We start from the raw sequence: 16,434 nt of genomic DNA, 5'->3' as shown, positions 1-16,434 counted from the left end.
ATGAAGACCGGGGCGTTCTGTTCGCGCACCCCGGCCATATCCCTTATCGAAACCGCGGGCTTTATTTCTTCGGCGCGGCCCGTCCTTGCTGAACGTCGAGCGGAGCCGGCACATCGTTGCCGCCGGCGAATTGATGCTTCACGAGCTGGTTGAAGGAGGCAAGCCACGGCTTCAGCGAACGGCCGGCCCAAGCTTCTTGGGCGTACTGCACCAAGTGGTTGTTGAATTCCTTGTTCGCCGAGATATGCACTTCCTGCACTTCGGGCGCCAGCTTGCGGATATGGATCGCGATCGTCTGCTTCAGCTCGCCGGACAACTGGTTATGGTCATTGACGGTAAAGTAGGAGTTATAAGGCGTCGCGATCCGCTGATTATTCCAATAGGGGCTGCCCGTATCGTTATTGTACACGCCCTCGGTCGAGCCGGTGTTATCCTGCTCGCGCTTGCCTCCTGCACGGTGCGTGTGCGTCGCGGTCCAATCGGTCGTGATGCCGACGTAGGCGTTCTTGTCGGTCAGCATGACAAGCGCGCCCGCTACGCCGTTGATATTGGAGACGTCGTTGGACAGCAGGGAGCTGTATTCGAACCAGGCGTTGTCGTGCTGGCCCGGCATGCTACTCATCGAGCCGTACATGCGGCTGCCCAGCATTTTCGGATCCCCTTTGTTCTGACTGCCGTAATCGTACGTGCTGTTCTGTACATAGCGTTGATAATTGCAGCCGCTGATGACGGCGAGGCATAACGCCGCGGCGGCCAGCAGGGTCATGAATCGTGCTTGCTTCTTCATCAAAAGGTCGCTCCTTTCGTCAGCCTATCCTTAGAATGGGCGACGAAACTTCAAATATGCATGGGGGAGCGATACATAAAGAACCATGGTTTAGGCACACAATGAAGGATAGACATGGAGCCTCAATACCGTAAAATGGCAAGGGGAAAAACGCCGAAAATCAAGGATTTTCAGGCTATGAGAACATTTTGTGAACATCTCTGGGAAGATTGACAAAAAGCACCTGCAACTTTATATTTATTAAAGTGATTAGATTGCGGAAGTTGTCTAAACATCAGGATTTGCAAGCAGCAGAGCCGCTTTTTGCACTGTCTACGGCTGCTGTCAAAACGTAAAAAGTGGGGTTGATTGATGATGAATCGGTGGCACGTTCTAAAACGGCTATTGCCGCTTCTGGCCGGAATGGTGTTGCTGCTGTCAGCTTGCGGACGAGCTGACCTGTCGACGCTGAGACCGCAAGGGCCGGTAGCCGAAGAACAGTTCGGACTAATGAAACTTACGATCACGATCATGGTTATCGTCGTTCTGGTCGTATTTGCAATCGCTGGATACGTAATTCTTCGTTATCGCCGCCGCCCGGGGGACAAGTCGATCCCGGTTCAAGTGGAAGGCAATCACAAGCTGGAGATTATCTGGACGGTTATTCCGATTGTGCTCCTGATCATTATCGGGATTCCGACGGTCAATTCGGTATTCGGTCTGGCCAAAGACTACACGAAAGACCCGAATGCCATTCAAATTAACGTAACCGCACACCAATACTGGTGGGAATTCGAATATCCGAAGCTCGGCGTCAAGACCGCCCAAGAGCTCTTGATTCCGGAAGGCACGATCATCTCGGTGGAAGCGAAGACGGCGGACGTCCTTCACTCCTTCTGGATTCCGTCCCTGGCCGGCAAGACCGACACGAACCCGGGCGGAAACGTTAACACGATGTACTTCAAAGCCGACCATACCGGCGTATTCCTCGGCAAGTGCGCGGAGCTCTGCGGTCCTTCGCACTCCCTGATGGATTTCAAAGTGAAAGTCGTGGACAAAGCTTCGTTCGATCGCTGGGTAGCGGCAATGAAAAATCCGGTTGCGCTTCCGCAGGATCAAGAAGTCGCGGACTTGCTCAATAAACAATGTCTGTCCTGCCACGCCATCGGCGGCAACGGCGGACCTGCGTTCCCGAACCTGACGGGCATCGGCGGCCGTCAAACGGTAGCCGGCATCCTGGTCAACACGGACGACCCGAAATACAAAAACGAAGGCACGGTCGAGCATAACCTCGAGAAGTGGATCTCGGATCCGCAAGCGGTTAAACCAGGCACGCTCATGCCGAAGGTCGATCTGACCCAAGATCAAGTGAAAGCCATCGCTAAGTACTTGGCGGGATTGAAACTAGACTATTAAACAGTGACGGAATGAAGGAGGTACCTACTTTGGCTCACGCACATACGGTTAAACGGTATAGCGGCCTGATGGACTGGCTAACGACCGTTGACCATAAAAAGATCGGCATTCTGTACTTGATCGCCGGCGGCTTCTTCTTCCTCGTCGGCGGCCTGGAAGCGCTGATGATCCGGATTCAATTATGGAAACCGCTCAACGATTTCGTAGCGGCGCATACGTTTAACGAATTGCTGACGATGCACGGTACGACCATGATCTTCCTCGCGGCGATGCCGATCATCTTCGCGCTGATGAACGCGATCGTGCCGCTCCAGATCGGCGCGCGCGACGTCGCGTTCCCGTTCGTCAACGCCATCGGCTTCTGGACGTTCTTCGCGGGCGGCGTCCTGTTGAACGTCAGCTGGTTCGCCGGCGGAGCGCCGGATGCGGGCTGGACGTCGTACGCGCCGCTCGCCACGCCGACATTCAGCGGCGGACACGGCGTCGACTACTACGTCATCGGTCTTCAAATCGCCGGTATCGGAACCTTGGTCGGCGGCATCAACTTCCTGGCCACGATCATTAACATGCGCGCGCCGGGCATGAGCTTCATGCGGATGCCGATGTTTACCTGGACGGCGTTCATTACTTCCGCGCTGATCCTGTTCGCTTTCCCTGCGCTGACGGTAGGTTTGGTCGCGATGATGTTCGACCGGCTATTCGGCGGCAATTTCTTCGAACCGACCAACGGCGGCAACGCCGTTCTCTGGGAGCATATCTTCTGGATTTTCGGACATCCTGAGGTGTACATCCTGATCCTTCCGGCCTTCGGCGTCATCTCCGAAGTCATCAGCACGTTCTCGCGCAAACGGTTGTTCGGGTACAGCTCCATGGTCTTCGCAACGGTGCTGATCGGCTTCCTGGGCTTCATGGTATGGGCGCACCATATGTTCACGACGGGTCTCGGACCGGTCGCGAACGCGCTGTTCTCCATCGCCACGATGCTGATCGCCGTACCGACGGGGATCAAAATCTTCAACTGGCTGTTCACGATGTGGGGCGGCTCCATCCGGTTCACGACCGCCAACCTGTTCGCCGTCGGCTTCGTTCCGACGTTCGTCATGGGCGGCGTTACCGGTGTTATGCTCGCTGCCGCACCGGCGGACTTCCAGTATCACGATTCCTACTTCGTCGTTGCCCACTTCCACTATGTAATCGTGGGCGGCTTGATTCTGGGCTTGTTCTCCGGCTTGTTCTACTGGTGGCCGAAAATGTTCGGCCGCGTGCTGAACGAAGGGCTCGGCAAGCTTTGCTTCTGGACCTTCTTCATCGGCTTCCACCTGACGTTCTTCGTGCAGCACTTCCTCGGCCTGATGGGGATGCCGCGCCGCGTATGGACGTATCTGGACGGCCAAGGCTTCAACAACTTGAACATGATCAGTACGATCGGGGCGTTCCTGATGGGCCTCGGCACGATCTTCTTCCTGCTGAACATCGTCATCACGTCGCTCAAGCCGCGCAACGCGGTGAACGATCCGTGGGAAGACGGCCGTACGCTGGAATGGTCGATTCCGTCCCCGGCTCCGGAGTACAACTTCGCGCAGACGCCGCTGGTTCGCGGTTACGACGCTTTCTGGAAAGAAAAGATGGACGGCAAGAAGGAAATGCTGCCGGCCGAGCCGCTCGGCTCGATCCACATGCCATCGCCTTCGATTCTTCCGCTTATCATGGCAGTCGGCCTGTTTATCGCCGGTCTGGGCTTCATGTACGGCAAAGGCGATTACGGCGACGGCTTCAAGGCGTTCTTGTTCAACAACCATATCGTAGCGATTCTCGGCTTGGCGATTACGCTGGCCTGCATGTTCCTGCGTTCGGTGTACGACGATCATGGCTTCCATATCGAACCGGATGAAATTACTGGGGATAAGGGGGTAAAAGCATGAGCGCACATTCGCACGTAGACGGCAAATTGCCGCACGAGCCAGAGAAAGCGACGCTCGAGGCGCGCAACAAGGTACTCGGCTTCTGGCTGTTCCTTGGCGCCGAAACCGTATTGTTCGGTACGCTCTTCTCCGCGTTCCTTGCGCTTCGGCATCAAGTCGGCGACGGCAACCCGACTTCGCAAGAGCTCTTCGAGCTTTCGATTACGGCTTGGGCGACGTTCATCCTGCTTACGTCTTCCTTGACGAGCGTGTTCGCGATTCAAGCGATGCACATGAACAAAGTGAAGGCGATGATTACGTGGCTGGTCGTCACGATTCTGCTTGGCGCCGCGTTCCTCGGCCTCGAGGTTTACGAGTTCGCGAACTACGTAGATGAAGGCCACAAGTTCTCGACAAGCGCGTTCAGTACGTCCTTCTATACGCTGGTCGGCTTCCACGGCGCGCACGTCTTGTTCGGGGTTCTCTGGATCCTGCTTCTGATCCTGCAGATCTTCAAAAAAGGCTTGACCGTGGTAACGGCTCCGAAGATATATGTAGCCGGTATTTACTGGCACTTTATCGACGTCGTGTGGGTATTCATCTTCACCGTCGTGTATTTGATGGGAAAGGTGGGCTAAAGAATGTCCGAACAACATTCCGCAGTCGAAGAGCAAAAGCATCACAAACACGAAGGTCCAAAGAAACACATCGTCGCGTTCATCATGTCCATCCTCCTGACAATCATCGCGTTCGCGATGGTTGCGGCGGGCGAAATCAATACCACGTTCATCTATATGTTCCTGGTTCTTATGGCGGCCATCCAGGTCTTCGTCCAAATGGGCTTCTGGATGCACATGAAGGATCGCGGTCACGCGTTCCCGATTATCGGCATTCTGATGGGTGTGTTCGTCGTATTCACGATTGTCATCATGGCCGAATACTGGGCTTGGTGGTAAACGTCCATAAATTGAAGAGGGGGAGGTCCTTGCCGACCCCTCTTTTGTTGTAAATGAGTGTTGCCTTGGAAAGGGGTACCAACATGCTCGGATTGCAATATTTCAGCTTTGAAGAGTTGTGGAGCCCATGGTTTTTCTTCTTGATGACAGCGTTAGTCATCCTTTATTTCTACTTAGCTGGACCTTGGAAGGAAAAGCATGCGCCGTCGGAGCCGAAAGTCACCGGCGTGCAGAAGACGTTGTTCGTGTCGGGCATGGTGTGCTATTACATGGCCCAAGGCGGACCGCTCGAGCTGCTAGGCCATTTGATGTTTACGTTCCATATGGTCAACATGTCGTTATCGTATTTGATCGCGCCCCCGCTGCTGCTGCTCGGCATTCCCGCGTTTATTTGGCGCCGGGCGTTCCGGGCGTCCTTCTGGTCCAAGCTCGATGGGGCGATGCATCCGATCTTCACGCTCGTGCTGTTTAATATGCTGTTCTCGCTCTACCACGTCCCGGTGGTGCATGACTACGTCATGACGCATTTCACCGTGCATCGAATCTACTATTTGGTATTGCTTGTCACTTCGTTTATGATGTGGTGGCAGATCGCTTGTCCGGTACCGGAGTGGCATCGCTTGACGGACGTGCGGAAAATGGCTTATATTTTCGCGAACGGGCTGCTGCTTACGCCGGCCTGCGCGCTCATTATCTTCTCGGGTCAGTCCATGTACGCGACGTACAACGATCCGGAAGTGTGGGCGAAAGCCATGGGCTATTGCGTAGCGGGCGATCCAACGATTCTATTGTCGAAGTTTTCCGGCCCCAGCTTCTTCAATCTATTGTCCCCGAAGGACGATCAACAGCTCGGCGGCGTCATTATGAAGCTCGTTCAAGAAGTCATGTACGGCTGCATCCTCGCCTATGTCTTCTTTCAATGGTATAAAAAAGAGCACGGAGATTCGGCGGATGACGAAATTCCCGACAACGGCGCTTTGAATTAAACGCATATTTGTGCAGAAACGGACGGGATGCATCTTGTCAAAGTACGATATTTTGCCTACGATCAGTACGTCTTTCATCGTCATCAGCGCGATTCTGGTGGCGATCGGCTGGAATCTCGCGATCAAACGCAAACTGGAAGCGCATAAGAAAGTGATGCTTGCCGGCGCCGTCTCCGCGCTGCTGTTCTTCCTGATCTATATGTCCCGCACGGTGTTCGTCGGCAACACCGACTGGGGCGGTTCGGACGAAATGAAGCCGTATTATCTGACGTTTCTCTTCTTTCATATCGTTCTCGCGACGGTCGGCGCGATCTTCGGCATCACGACCTTAACGCTCGCATTCCGCAAGAGCTTCAACAAGCACCGGAAATGGGGACGGCTAACGTCGGTCATCTGGTTTTTCACGGCCATTACGGGCGTCATCGTCTACGTGCTGCTCTATCTGATGTACCCGGGCGGCCATACGAAACCGGTGCTGGACGTGCTGTTCGGCGGCTAATTCGCAATAGACAACGACATAGCGTAACGAGCGGTAAATCTCCTTGTGAGGTTTACCGCTTTTTTGTACAATGAATGTTAGTTAAGAACATCTCTTGTTTGTTTCGAACAAGGAGGGAGAGCCGATGCTGCTGCACGGCAAGCGGTACACAAGAAGGGAAATCGAGGCGCGCGTGGGAAGGATCGAGCAGATCGGCGGCATTCGAAAAATGACGCTGGCGGAGGGGAACGAGTCGGGAACGTCGATCCTCGCGGTGCGGACCGGGGCAGGACTGGCGTACGACGTCACGCCGGATAAGGGGCTGGATATATCGGCGGCTTCGTTCGCGGGCGCGTCTCTGGCTTGGCAGTCGGCGAATGGCGACGCGCATCCGTCCTACTACGACGATCAGGGGACGGGGTGGCTGCGGACGGCCGCGGGAGGATTGTTCATGACCTGCGGTCTGATCAGCGCGGGATCGCCGAGCACCGTGGACGGCGTCGCCTACGGACAGCACGGCCGCGCGCATCATACGCCGGCGAAGCAGGTGGCCGCGGAAGCCGTCTGGGTCGGCGACGAGCTGGAGCTGCGCGTGCGCGGCGTCGTGGAAGAGACGTCGATTTTCGGCGGGCACTTGCGCTTGCGGCGCGAGATTCGAAGCCGTCTCGGCGAGAACGCGATCGAGATCCGGGACGAGGTGGAGAACGCCGGTTTCCGGCCTTGTCCGCATATGATGCTGTACCATTTCAATTTCGGGTATCCGCTCCTGACGGAGGCGACGCGGATCGCGTTTCCGGGCAGCCGCGTTACGCCAAGGGATCCGAATGTCCCGCTTGACGGGCACGATCGGTGGGAAGCGCCGTCGCCGGGGTACGAGGAACGCGTCTATTATCACGAGCTGCCGAAGACGGCGGACGGCCGGGCGGAGGTCGCGCTGCATCAGCCGCAGTTTCCGCTTGGCGGCGGGCATTCGGCGCCCGTAACCGTCAGGCTGGCGTGGAAGACGGACACGCTGCCGCGCCTCGTGCAGTGGAAGATGCCGGGGGCCGGCGTGCACGCGCTCGGCATCGAGCCGGCGAACTGCGGCGTGGAGGGCATGGCGGCCGAACGGGAACGCGGCACGCTGCGGATGCTGGAACCGGGCGAGACCGCGCGCTACGAATTGAAGCTGTCGATCGAATGACGATCTTCGAGGAGGCTATGCAATGAGCTTGAACGACAGGCAGCGGCAGCTGCTCGGCATGCTGGAGAGCGCCGGCGAAGTGAAGGTCGGCGGATTGAAGGATCATTTCGGCGTGACGGAGATGACGATCCGCCGGGATCTCGAGAAGCTGGAGCAGGCCGGCTACGCGAAACGGACGTTCGGCGGCGCGATCTTGGCGTCGAAGGACGTCGCGATCGGCGACCGGACCGGCGTCATGACCGACGAGAAGCAGGCCGTCGGCCGCGCCGCCGCGTCGCTGGTGAAGGAGAACGAAGCCGTCTTCATCGACGGCGGAACGACGACGCTCTACGTGGCGCGTTACTTGAAGGCGGAGCAGAACGTCACGGTCGTGACGAACGCGCTCAATATCGCGATGGAGCTGCTGGAGCGGAGGATCACGACGGTGGTGACCGGGGGAATGGCGCTCGAGGCCACATCGACGCTGGTCGGGCCGGGTACGGTCGAGGCGATCGGCAAAATGGCGTTCGACCGCGTGTTTCTCGGCGCGACCGGACTGACGGCGAAGCACGGCTTCAGCAATTCCAATCTGTACGAGGCCGAGATCAAGCGGATGGCGATCGCGCAGGCGACGGAGGTGAACGTCGTCCTCGACCATACGAAGTACGGGGCGAAGGAGCTGTTCTCGTTTGCCGCGCTCGGCGAAGCGCACCGGATCATCGCCGACGCGCAGCCGGACGGGGAGCTGCTGCAGGCTTGCCGGGACCAAGGCGTCGAGATATGGGTCGCAAGCCATTATGTTTGAATCGAACATTTTGATAGACAGATTCCAGCTCGTGAATTAAAATAATGTTATAAACGGACATTATTTGTTCTAACAGAACAGAGGGAGATGGATGGCGGATGTCGGTCAAACCAAGGCTTAACCGGATGTTCGGCGAGCAGGGGAAATGTTTCGACGTGGCGGTGGACCACGGGTTTTTCAATGAAATTTCGTTCTTGAGCGGCATCGAAAACATGCGGGAGGCCGTGCGCGCGATCGTGGAGGCGAACCCGGACTGCATCCAGCTGAGCATCGGGCAGGCGAAATGGCTGCAGGAGGTGCCGGGCAAGCGGAAGCCGGGGCTCGTGCTGCGTACGGACGCCGCGAATATCTACGGCACGGAGCTGCCGCGCTTCCTGTTCAGCGAGCTGATCGACCGCGCGATCGAGATGGCGGTAGCGCTCGACGCCGTCGCGGTATGCGTCAACCTGCTGCTGCTGCCGAACCAGCCGGAGCTGCATCGCCAGTGCGTGCGCAACATCTCGCTGCTGAAGAGCGAATGCGAGAAATACGGCATGCCGCTCATGGTGGAGCCGCTCGTCATGCTGCCGAACGAAGCGAAGGGCGGGTACATGGTCGACGGGGACATCCGCAAAATCATGCCGCTCGTGCGTCAGGGCGTCGAGCTGGGCGCCGACGTCATCAAGGCGGATCCGTGCGACGACGTGTCGGAGTACCACCGCGTGATCGAGGTCGCGTCCGGCGTGCCGGTGCTCGTGCGCGGGGGCGGCCGGGCAAGCGACGAAGAGATCGTCGCCCGGACGGTCGAGCTGATGCGGCAAGGCGCCTCCGGCATCGTCTACGGCCGCAACGTCATCCAGCACCCGGATCCTGCGGGCATGACGAACGCGCTTATGGCGATCGTGCACCACGGCGCGCCGGCGGAGCAGGCGCTGGCGATGCTGGTCGGCGGGGAGGCGCGGTAGCCATGAGCAAACGAATGATCCGTTTCGGGGTTATCGGCTGCGGCCTGATGGGTAAAGAATTCGCAAGCGCCGCCGCCAGATGGCTGCATCTCGAAGGCGTCGACTTCGAGCCGCGCATCGTGGCGGTGTGCGACGCGAACCCCGCGGCGACGGAATGGTTCACGCGCCAGGTGCCGAGCGTGGAGCGCGCGTACGGCGACTATAAGGAGCTGCTCGCGGACGACGAGGTCGAGGCGGTCTACTGCGCGGTTCCGCATCACCTGCACGCGCAGCTCTACGTCGACATCATCGAAGCCGGCAAGCATCTGCTCGGCGAGAAGCCGTTCGGCATCGACGCGGACGCGAACGCGCGCATCGGAGCCGCGCTGGCAGCCCATCCCGGCGTCGTCGTGCGCTGCTCGTCGGAATTTCCGTTTTACCCCGGCGCGCAGCAGATCGTTCAGTGGGTGAACGAAGGCCGGTTCGGCCGCATCATCGAGGTGGAGGCCGGCTTCTGGCACTCCAGCGACCTCGACCCGGCGAAGCCGATCAACTGGAAGCGCCGCATCGCGACGAACGGCGAATACGGCTGCATGGGCGACCTCGGCATGCACGTGCTGCATCTGCCGCTGCGTTTCGGCTGGCGGCCGGCGAACGTGCGCGCGCTGCTGAGCAAAATCGTGCCGGAACGCCCGGACGGCAAAGGCGGCACCGTGCCGTGCGAGACGTGGGACAACGCCATTCTCGCCTGCGACGTCCGGACGGAGGACCTGCGGTTTCCGATGGTGCTCTCGACGAAGCGGATCGCGCCGGGGCATGCCAACACGTGGTTCATTCGCATTCAGGGAACGGAGCTGTCGGCGGAATTCAGCACGAAGCATCCGAAGCAGGTGGCGTCCCTGCCGTATTCGCCGGGCCGGCCGCAGGCATGGCACATCGTCGACGCGCCGTATAAGTCGGCGTACGGCACGATCACCGGCGGCATCTTCGAATTCGGCTTCTCGGACTCCATCCTGCAAATGTGGGCGGCGTTCTGCGACGAGTTGGCCCACGGCGCGGACGGCATGTCGCAGCCGTTCCGCTGCGCGACGCCGGAGGAAGCGCTCGGCAGCCACCGCGTCTTCACGGCGGCGCTGGCATCGGAGCGCGACGGCGCGACCGCGGCGATCGATTGGGGGAATTGACCGTGGACGGAACGGCTACGCGCGGGGCGGCCGAGGTCGTCGTCGCGGGGCATATTTGCCTGGACGTCATTCCGGCGATGCCGGAGATGAAGGACGGGATGGGGACGATGCTCGTCCCGGGCAAGCTGGTCGACATCGGCTCGGCGCGCATCGCCACCGGAGGCGCCGTCTCCAACACGGGGCTCGCGCTGCACCGGCTCGGCGTGCCGGCGAAGCTGATGGGCAAGATCGGCGACGATCTGTTCGGCGGCGCGATCGCGCGCGTGCTGCGGGACTACGGGCAGGAGCTCGCGGACGGCATGATCGTCTCGCCGGGCGAGCCGACGTCCTACACGCTCGTGGTGAGCCCGCCGAACATCGACCGCATCTTCCTGCACTGCACCGGCGCGAACGACACGTTCGCCGCGGGCGACTTGCGGGAGGAGGCGCTGGAAGGGGCGAGGCTGTTCCATTTCGGCTATCCGCCGCTCATGCGGCGAATGTACGCGGACGGCGGCGGCGAGCTCGGCGGGCTGCTCGCCAAGGCGAAGAGGCGCGGGCTGACGGTCTCGCTCGACCTCGCGAAGCCGGACCCGGCGTCGCCGGCGGGAGAAGCCGATTGGCGCGGCATTTTTGTGAAAGCGCTCCCGTACGTCGACGTGTTCCTGCCGAGCTTCGAAGAGATCCTTTACATGCTGCGGCGGGAACATTACGACGCGCTGGCTGCCGCGCATGGCAGCGACCTGCTGCCGTTCGCCGACGGGCCGCTGCTGCGCGAGCTCGCGGAGGAGCTGCTGGCGCTCGGGGCCGCCGTCGTCGCGCTGAAGCTCGGCGAGCACGGCCTCTACCTGCGAACGACGGACGACGCTGACCGGCTGGCCGCAATGGGCGCCGTGGCGTCCACGGTACCGCTCGAGACGTGGAGCGGCCGGGAGCTGCTCGCGCCGTGCTTCGAAGTCGCGGTGGCCGGCACGACGGGCGCCGGCGACTGCACGATCGCGGGCTTTCTCGCGGGCTTGTTGAAGGGGCTCGGCCCGGAGGCGTGCGTCGGCGGCGCGGTCGCGGTCGGGGCCTGCAACGTGGAGCAGGCGGACGCGACGAGCGGCGTCCCGACGTGGGAGGCCGTGCAGGCGCGCATGGCCGCGGGCTGGCGCAAGCGCGGCGTGAGGCTGTCGCTGCCGGGCTGGCGGGAGGACGAACAAGGGATATGGCACGGCCCGGCAGAAAAAGGATTTCGGCAGGGATGACTGGAAATCATTATGCGGATACTATCATACCAGGAGGGTGACGGCATGAAACGCAGCGAAGTCGTCGCGGCGCAGCATCGCGCCGCGGATATGTTGGACGCGATCGGCATTATTTTAACGCCGCAGGAGAGGGAACACGTCGAGGTGGCGGAGTTCGGGCTCGGCAAGTTGGAGCTTCAGGGTCTGCAGCTCGTCACGTATATCAATACGGACCGTTATTGCGCGAAGGAGCTTGTCTTGTTCCCGAACCAAACCTGTCCGGAGCATCTGCACCCGCCGGTCGGGGACGATCCCGGCAAGACGGAAACGTTCCGCTGCCGGCACGGCGTCGTCTATTTGTACGTCGAAGGCGGCAACGGCGGCACGATCCAGGCCGAAGTGCCGGCCGGAAGCGAGGCCTATTACACGGTGTTCCACGAGATCGAGCTGCATCCCGGGCAGCAGTACACGATTCCGCCGGGCACGAAGCATTGGTTCCAGGCGGGGGAGACGGGCGCGATCGTTTCGGAATTCTCGAGCACGAGCCGGGACGAATTCGATATTTTCACGGATCCGAACGTGGTGCGGATTCCCGTCGTAACGGAGGACTGACCGGTCCGTAACAGCAAACCGTAAAGCAAACCGTAAAAGCAAACCGTAACAGCAAACCGTAAAAGCAAAACCGTAAAGCAAAATCGTAAAGCAAAACCGTAAAAGCAAAACCGTATCAGCAAATCGGACAGCAACCCGTAAAAGCAAAACCGGCATCCCCTAGCGGATGCCGGTTTTTTCGCGCAGTACTTGCTCGACCTTGGCGAGATGCCGCTCCATGAGAGAGGCGGCGAGCGCCTCGTCGCGGCTCGCGACGGCGGATACGATCGACCGGTGCTCCTCGAGCAGCCGGCTCGCGGACCGATGCTCCGCGTAGAACCAGAGCGACCGCGTGTCGCGCATGCTCTCGTGCAGCCGCTCCGACAGCGACTTCATGAGCTCCGCCAGCATCGGATTATGCGTCGCCTTCGCGAGCCGCTCGTGCAGCCGCACGTCTGCCTGCTCGCCGAACGCCTCGTCGCCCAGGCGCTCTTCCATCTCCCGCAGCGTCGCGTTCAAGGCGACTAGGTCGTCATCGGTGCGGTGCTTCGCCGCGAGGCCGGCGCAACCGGTCTCGAGGACCTTGCGCACCTCGAGCAGCTGAAGCAGCGAATCCGCGCGGCCCAGCCATGCTTCCTGCGCGAAGGCGGGCTCCTCCGGCGGAGACTTGACGTACGTGCCGCCGCCTTGACGGATGTCGAGAAGACCTTTTGCTTTCAGCGCGCTCTGCGCTTCGCGGATCGTGGAGCGGCCGACGCCGTATTCGGCGGCGAGGTCGACGACCGACGGCAGCTTGTCGCCGGGCGACAGCTCGCCGGAGGTCAGCTTGAGCAGCAGCTGCTGGGCGACCCACTCGTTGCTCTTGAGCGGGCGTTCGTGATGGGACATGTAGCGGGCCTCCTTGGCGCGTCGATGGCGAATGAATGGCGGATGCGGGAGCGAAACCGGTATTTTCGGGGTTTAGCATTCTCCCATCTTATGCTATACTACCTTCAAAACAAAGTCATCAGACGACCTGATCTATTTTCCATTATACTTCATCAAAGGGGAGTTATCCATGCTGCAAGAAGCAGTCGCCGGCAAGCTTCGCGCCATCGTCGGCCCGGGATGGTTCAAGGACGATCCGGAATCGCTCGTTACCCATTCGTACGACGGCACGCCGATGCTGCAATCGCTGCCGGACGGCGTCGTCTATCCCGAGACGACCGCCCAGGTATCCGAGATCGTCAAGGTGCTCCAGGAGCACCGGATTCCGCTGATCAGCCGCGGCTCCGGGACGAATTTGTGCGGCGGCACCGTGCCCGTTCAAGGCGGCGTCGTCATGGTCATGCACCGGATGAACCGCATGCTGGAGATCGACCTCGAGAACTTGACCGCTACCGTCCAGCCCGGCCTGAACACGAAAGCGTTCATTACGCACGTGGAAAGCCTCGGCCTGTTCTACCCGCCGGACCCGAGCAGCATGGCGATCTCGACGATCGGCGGCAACATCGCCGAATGCTCCGGCGGCCTGCGCGGCCTCAAGTACGGGACGACGAAGGACTACGTCATCGGCCTGGAAGCGGTGCTGGCCAGCGGCGAGATCATCCGCACCGGCGGCAAGCTGATGAAGGACGTCGCGGGCTACGACCTGACGAAGCTGCTCGTGGGCTCCGAAGGCACGCTCGCCGTCATCACGGAGGCGACGCTGAAGCTCGTTCCGCCGCCGAAGACGAAGAAGACGATGCTCGCGATGTACAAGGATCTGTACGGCGCCGCGCGGACCGTGTCCAAAATCATCGAAAGCCGCATCATCCCGGCAACGCTGGAGTTTCTGGACAACCCGACGATCCGCGTCGTGGACGATTTCGCGAAGCTCGGCCTGCCGCTCGACATGGACGCGATCCTGCTCATCGAGCAGGACGGCGAGGCGGAGACGGTCGAGCGCGACATCGCGCGGATCGCGGAGATCTGCCGCGGCGAGAATGCCGAACGCGTCAGCATCGCCGCCGACGAAGCGGAGGCGCTGAAGCTGCTGACGGCGCGCCGCAGCGCGTTCACCGCGCTGGCCCGGCTGCGGCCGACGACGATCCTCGAGGACGCGACGGTGCCACGCTCCAAGATCGCCGACATGGTGCTCGCGATCAACGAGATCGCGAAGCGCCACCGCGTGACGATCTGCACGTTCGGCCACGCCGGCGACGGCAATCTGCATCCGACGGCGACGACGGACGCGCGCGACGCGAACGAGATCCACCGCGTGGAAGAGGCGTTCGCGGAGATTTTCGAAGCGGCCATCCGCCTCGGCGGCACGATTACCGGCGAGCACGGCGTCGGGCTCGTGAAGGCGCCGTACCTGGAATGGAAGGTGGGCGTGGCCGGCATCGAGGTCATGCAGGCGATCAAGAAGGCGTTCGACCCGCATAACATCCTGAATCCGGGCAAAATGTTCGCCAAATCGGCGCGCAAAAGGGTGGTGCTGCACCGTGGCTAAGACGCTGAGCGATCTCCTTCCGGCGGAAGCCGGCGGCTGCGGCGAGCTCGCCACGACGCTGAAGCGGACGCTGGATTACGACCAGCTGACGAACTGCATGCGCTGCGGCTTCTGCCTGCCGGCCTGCCCGACGTTCCGCGAGACGGGCATCGAGGCGGAATCGCCGCGCGGACGCATCGCGCTGATGAAGGCGGTCGCCGACGGCATTCTGGATCCGGACGAGGCGTTCGAGAAGCAGATGAACCACTGCCTCGGCTGCCGCGCGTGCGAGCCGGCCTGTCCGGCCGACGTCAAGTACGGCCAGCTGCTGGAGCAGGCGCGCGACTCCGTCGAGCGGCATACGACGACGCATCGCTGGTGGGTGAAGGCCGCGCGGAGGACCGCGTTCGACGGGCTGTTCCCGCACCAGAACCGGATGCGCCTGCTCGGCGGCGCGCTCATGCTGTACCAGCGGACCGGCCTGCGCAAGCTCGCGCGCGGCGCCGGGTTGATGAAGCTGTTCCCGGCGCATATGCGCGAGATGGAAGCGATCCTGCCGGACGCCTCGTACAAGGGCGTCGCGGAGCAGATCGGCGCGTTCCATCCGGCGAAGGGCGAGCGGATCGCGACGGTCGGCCTGTTCCGGGGCTGCATCATGGACGTGCTGTTCACGGAGACGAACAAGCACACGGTCGAGCTGCTGAACGAAGCGGGCTTCGACGTCGTGATCCCCGAGTCGCAAAACTGCTGCGGCGCGCTGCACGCGCACAGCGGCGAGCAGGACGGCGCGAAGGCGCTGGCGAAGCGCAACATCGCGGCGTTCAAGGCGGGCGGCGTCGAGTGGATCGTCTCCAACGCGGGCGGCTGCGGGGCTTTGCTCGTCGAGTACGATCATCTGCTGCATGACGAGCCGCAATGGGCGGACGACGCGGCGTGGTTCGCGAAGCGCGCGGTCGACGTGAGCAAGCTGCTCGTCGAGCACGGACGGCTGCGGACCCCGGCGCAGGCGGCGGTCGCGGCCGGTGCCGGCTCCGTCGTCGGCGGCCATGCCGCGGGAGGCGGCGGCTGCGGCGGTTCGTGCAGCGGCGGCGTCGGTTTCGCGTCGGGCGAGCAGGTCCGCATCACGTACCAGGACTCGTGCCATCTGCGCAACGTGATGCGCTCCTCGGACGCGCCGCGGAAGCTGATGCGCAGCGTGGCGAACGCCGAGTTCGTCGAGCTGTTCGAAGCGGAGCGCTGCTGCGGCTCGGCCGGCATTTACAACCTGACGGAACCGGAGATGGCGGGGCGGATCCTCGATCACAAGATGGAGCACGTGAAGCGGACCGACGCCCGTTATTTGCTGACGAGCAATCCCGGCTGCCTGCTGCAGATGAAGCACGGCATCGAGAAGCACGGCATGGGCGGGCAAATGAAAGCCGTTCATTTGGTCGATTTTCTGCATGAGCGGATGTGCGGGAAAGACGCCTAAGCGTCATCAAGCAAGCAGCCCGGAACGATGACGTCCCGGGCTGCTTTTTTGATGCGGGGCGAGCGGCGATGCGGATAGTCGGCTGCCCGCCACCGAATGCTCAAAATACGGATAACCCCTCGCCGCATAAGTATGAGT

Annotated in this window: 16 protein-coding genes; 14 read left to right on the top strand and 2 right to left on the bottom strand. The window is 61.2% G+C overall.

Features of this window, described 5'->3' with window-relative positions; all coding sequences use genetic code 11:
- Positions 1-61: 61 nt before the first annotated feature.
- Positions 62-787: a hypothetical protein gene (locus BMZ79_RS23960; RefSeq protein ID WP_256253064.1), complete on the bottom strand. Its 726-nt coding sequence runs from the start codon at positions 785-787 to the stop codon at positions 62-64.
- A 351-nt stretch (positions 788-1,138) separates the two neighbouring features.
- Here BMZ79_RS23960 and coxB point away from each other — a divergent pair, with 351 nt between their 5' ends.
- The 12 genes from coxB to BMZ79_RS23900 all read left to right on the top strand — a co-directional run bounded on the left by coxB (position 1,139) and on the right by BMZ79_RS23900 (position 12,394).
- Positions 1,139-2,182 (top strand): cytochrome c oxidase subunit II, encoded by a 1,044-nt coding sequence (coxB, locus tag BMZ79_RS23955; protein ID WP_090644912.1) that lies wholly within the window; start codon positions 1,139-1,141, stop codon positions 2,180-2,182.
- Positions 2,183-2,250: 68 nt separating this feature from the next.
- Positions 2,251-4,104, top strand: coding sequence for a cytochrome c oxidase subunit I (ctaD, locus tag BMZ79_RS23950; RefSeq protein WP_177222306.1), 1,854 nt, complete (start codon positions 2,251-2,253; stop codon positions 4,102-4,104).
- Positions 4,101-4,721, top strand: a complete 621-nt coding sequence (locus tag BMZ79_RS23945) for a cytochrome c oxidase subunit 3 (RefSeq protein WP_090644906.1) — start codon at positions 4,101-4,103, stop codon at positions 4,719-4,721. The genes ctaD and BMZ79_RS23945 overlap by 4 nt, the downstream gene beginning before the upstream one ends.
- Positions 4,722-4,724: 3 nt before the next feature.
- Positions 4,725-5,039, top strand: coding sequence for a cytochrome C oxidase subunit IV family protein (locus tag BMZ79_RS23940; RefSeq protein WP_090644904.1), 315 nt, complete (start codon positions 4,725-4,727; stop codon positions 5,037-5,039).
- Between the two features lie 83 nt (positions 5,040-5,122).
- Positions 5,123-6,025 carry a cytochrome c oxidase assembly factor CtaG gene (gene ctaG / locus BMZ79_RS23935; protein ID WP_090644902.1) on the top strand — a complete coding sequence of 301 codons (903 nt, stop codon included), beginning with the start codon at positions 5,123-5,125 and terminating at the stop codon, positions 6,023-6,025.
- Between the two features lie 49 nt (positions 6,026-6,074).
- Positions 6,075-6,524 (top strand): DUF420 domain-containing protein, encoded by a 450-nt coding sequence (locus BMZ79_RS23930; RefSeq protein WP_371263787.1) that lies wholly within the window; start codon positions 6,075-6,077, stop codon positions 6,522-6,524.
- Positions 6,525-6,648: 124 nt separating this feature from the next.
- Positions 6,649-7,686, top strand: coding sequence for an aldose 1-epimerase family protein (locus BMZ79_RS23925; RefSeq protein WP_090644896.1), 1,038 nt, complete (start codon positions 6,649-6,651; stop codon positions 7,684-7,686).
- Between the two features lie 22 nt (positions 7,687-7,708).
- Positions 7,709-8,470 carry a DeoR/GlpR family DNA-binding transcription regulator gene (locus BMZ79_RS23920; RefSeq protein WP_090644893.1) on the top strand — a complete coding sequence of 254 codons (762 nt, stop codon included), beginning with the start codon at positions 7,709-7,711 and terminating at the stop codon, positions 8,468-8,470.
- A 98-nt stretch (positions 8,471-8,568) separates the two neighbouring features.
- Positions 8,569-9,414 carry a class I fructose-bisphosphate aldolase gene (locus BMZ79_RS23915; protein ID WP_090644890.1) on the top strand — a complete coding sequence of 282 codons (846 nt, stop codon included), beginning with the start codon at positions 8,569-8,571 and terminating at the stop codon, positions 9,412-9,414.
- Between the two features lie 2 nt (positions 9,415-9,416).
- Positions 9,417-10,577 (top strand): Gfo/Idh/MocA family protein, encoded by a 1,161-nt coding sequence (locus BMZ79_RS23910; RefSeq protein WP_090644887.1) that lies wholly within the window; start codon positions 9,417-9,419, stop codon positions 10,575-10,577.
- 2 nt (positions 10,578-10,579) lie between these two features.
- Positions 10,580-11,803 carry a carbohydrate kinase family protein gene (locus BMZ79_RS23905; protein ID WP_256253063.1) on the top strand — a complete coding sequence of 408 codons (1,224 nt, stop codon included), beginning with the start codon at positions 10,580-10,582 and terminating at the stop codon, positions 11,801-11,803.
- 45 nt (positions 11,804-11,848) lie between these two features.
- Positions 11,849-12,394, top strand: coding sequence for a D-lyxose/D-mannose family sugar isomerase (locus tag BMZ79_RS23900; RefSeq protein ID WP_090644884.1), 546 nt, complete (start codon positions 11,849-11,851; stop codon positions 12,392-12,394).
- Between the two features lie 159 nt (positions 12,395-12,553).
- Here BMZ79_RS23900 and BMZ79_RS23895 read toward each other — a convergent pair whose 3' ends face one another.
- Positions 12,554-13,261, bottom strand: a complete 708-nt coding sequence (locus tag BMZ79_RS23895; RefSeq protein ID WP_090644880.1) for a FadR/GntR family transcriptional regulator — start codon at positions 13,259-13,261, stop codon at positions 12,554-12,556.
- Positions 13,262-13,430: 169 nt separating this feature from the next.
- On the opposite strand from BMZ79_RS23895, the gene BMZ79_RS23890 reads away from it, so the two are divergent.
- Together BMZ79_RS23890 and BMZ79_RS23885 are read left to right on the top strand one after the other, a co-directional pair.
- Positions 13,431-14,846 carry an FAD-linked oxidase C-terminal domain-containing protein gene (locus BMZ79_RS23890; RefSeq protein ID WP_090644877.1) on the top strand — a complete coding sequence of 472 codons (1,416 nt, stop codon included), beginning with the start codon at positions 13,431-13,433 and terminating at the stop codon, positions 14,844-14,846.
- Positions 14,839-16,296: a (Fe-S)-binding protein gene (locus BMZ79_RS23885; protein WP_371263781.1), complete on the top strand. Its 1,458-nt coding sequence runs from the start codon at positions 14,839-14,841 to the stop codon at positions 16,294-16,296. The genes BMZ79_RS23890 and BMZ79_RS23885 overlap by 8 nt, the downstream gene beginning before the upstream one ends.
- The last annotated feature ends 138 nt before the right edge of the window (positions 16,297-16,434 follow it).

Source organism: Paenibacillus sp. UNC496MF, assembly GCF_900113915.1.
Classification (GTDB): Bacteria; Bacillota; Bacilli; order Paenibacillales; family Paenibacillaceae; genus Paenibacillus_Z; species Paenibacillus_Z artemisiicola.
This window is presented reverse-complemented; position numbering and strand designations above follow the sequence as displayed.

What these genes read in the sequence shown, in the direction of transcription:
- BMZ79_RS23960 (WP_256253064.1), bottom strand. Translation starts at nt 787, where the DNA reads ATGAAGAAGCAAGCACGATTCATGACCCTGCTGGCCGCCGCGGCGTTA.
- coxB (WP_090644912.1), top strand. Translation starts at nt 1,139, where the DNA reads ATGATGAATCGGTGGCACGTTCTAAAACGGCTATTGCCGCTTCTGGCC.
- ctaD (WP_177222306.1), top strand. Translation starts at nt 2,251, where the DNA reads ATGGACTGGCTAACGACCGTTGACCATAAAAAGATCGGCATTCTGTAC.
- BMZ79_RS23945 (WP_090644906.1), top strand. Translation starts at nt 4,101, where the DNA reads ATGAGCGCACATTCGCACGTAGACGGCAAATTGCCGCACGAGCCAGAG.
- BMZ79_RS23940 (WP_090644904.1), top strand. Translation starts at nt 4,725, where the DNA reads ATGTCCGAACAACATTCCGCAGTCGAAGAGCAAAAGCATCACAAACAC.
- ctaG (WP_090644902.1), top strand. Translation starts at nt 5,123, where the DNA reads ATGCTCGGATTGCAATATTTCAGCTTTGAAGAGTTGTGGAGCCCATGG.
- BMZ79_RS23925 (WP_090644896.1), top strand. Translation starts at nt 6,649, where the DNA reads ATGCTGCTGCACGGCAAGCGGTACACAAGAAGGGAAATCGAGGCGCGC.
- BMZ79_RS23920 (WP_090644893.1), top strand. Translation starts at nt 7,709, where the DNA reads ATGAGCTTGAACGACAGGCAGCGGCAGCTGCTCGGCATGCTGGAGAGC.
- BMZ79_RS23915 (WP_090644890.1), top strand. Translation starts at nt 8,569, where the DNA reads ATGTCGGTCAAACCAAGGCTTAACCGGATGTTCGGCGAGCAGGGGAAA.
- BMZ79_RS23910 (WP_090644887.1), top strand. Translation starts at nt 9,417, where the DNA reads ATGAGCAAACGAATGATCCGTTTCGGGGTTATCGGCTGCGGCCTGATG.
- BMZ79_RS23900 (WP_090644884.1), top strand. Translation starts at nt 11,849, where the DNA reads ATGAAACGCAGCGAAGTCGTCGCGGCGCAGCATCGCGCCGCGGATATG.
- BMZ79_RS23895 (WP_090644880.1), bottom strand. Translation starts at nt 13,261, where the DNA reads ATGTCCCATCACGAACGCCCGCTCAAGAGCAACGAGTGGGTCGCCCAG.
- BMZ79_RS23890 (WP_090644877.1), top strand. Translation starts at nt 13,431, where the DNA reads ATGCTGCAAGAAGCAGTCGCCGGCAAGCTTCGCGCCATCGTCGGCCCG.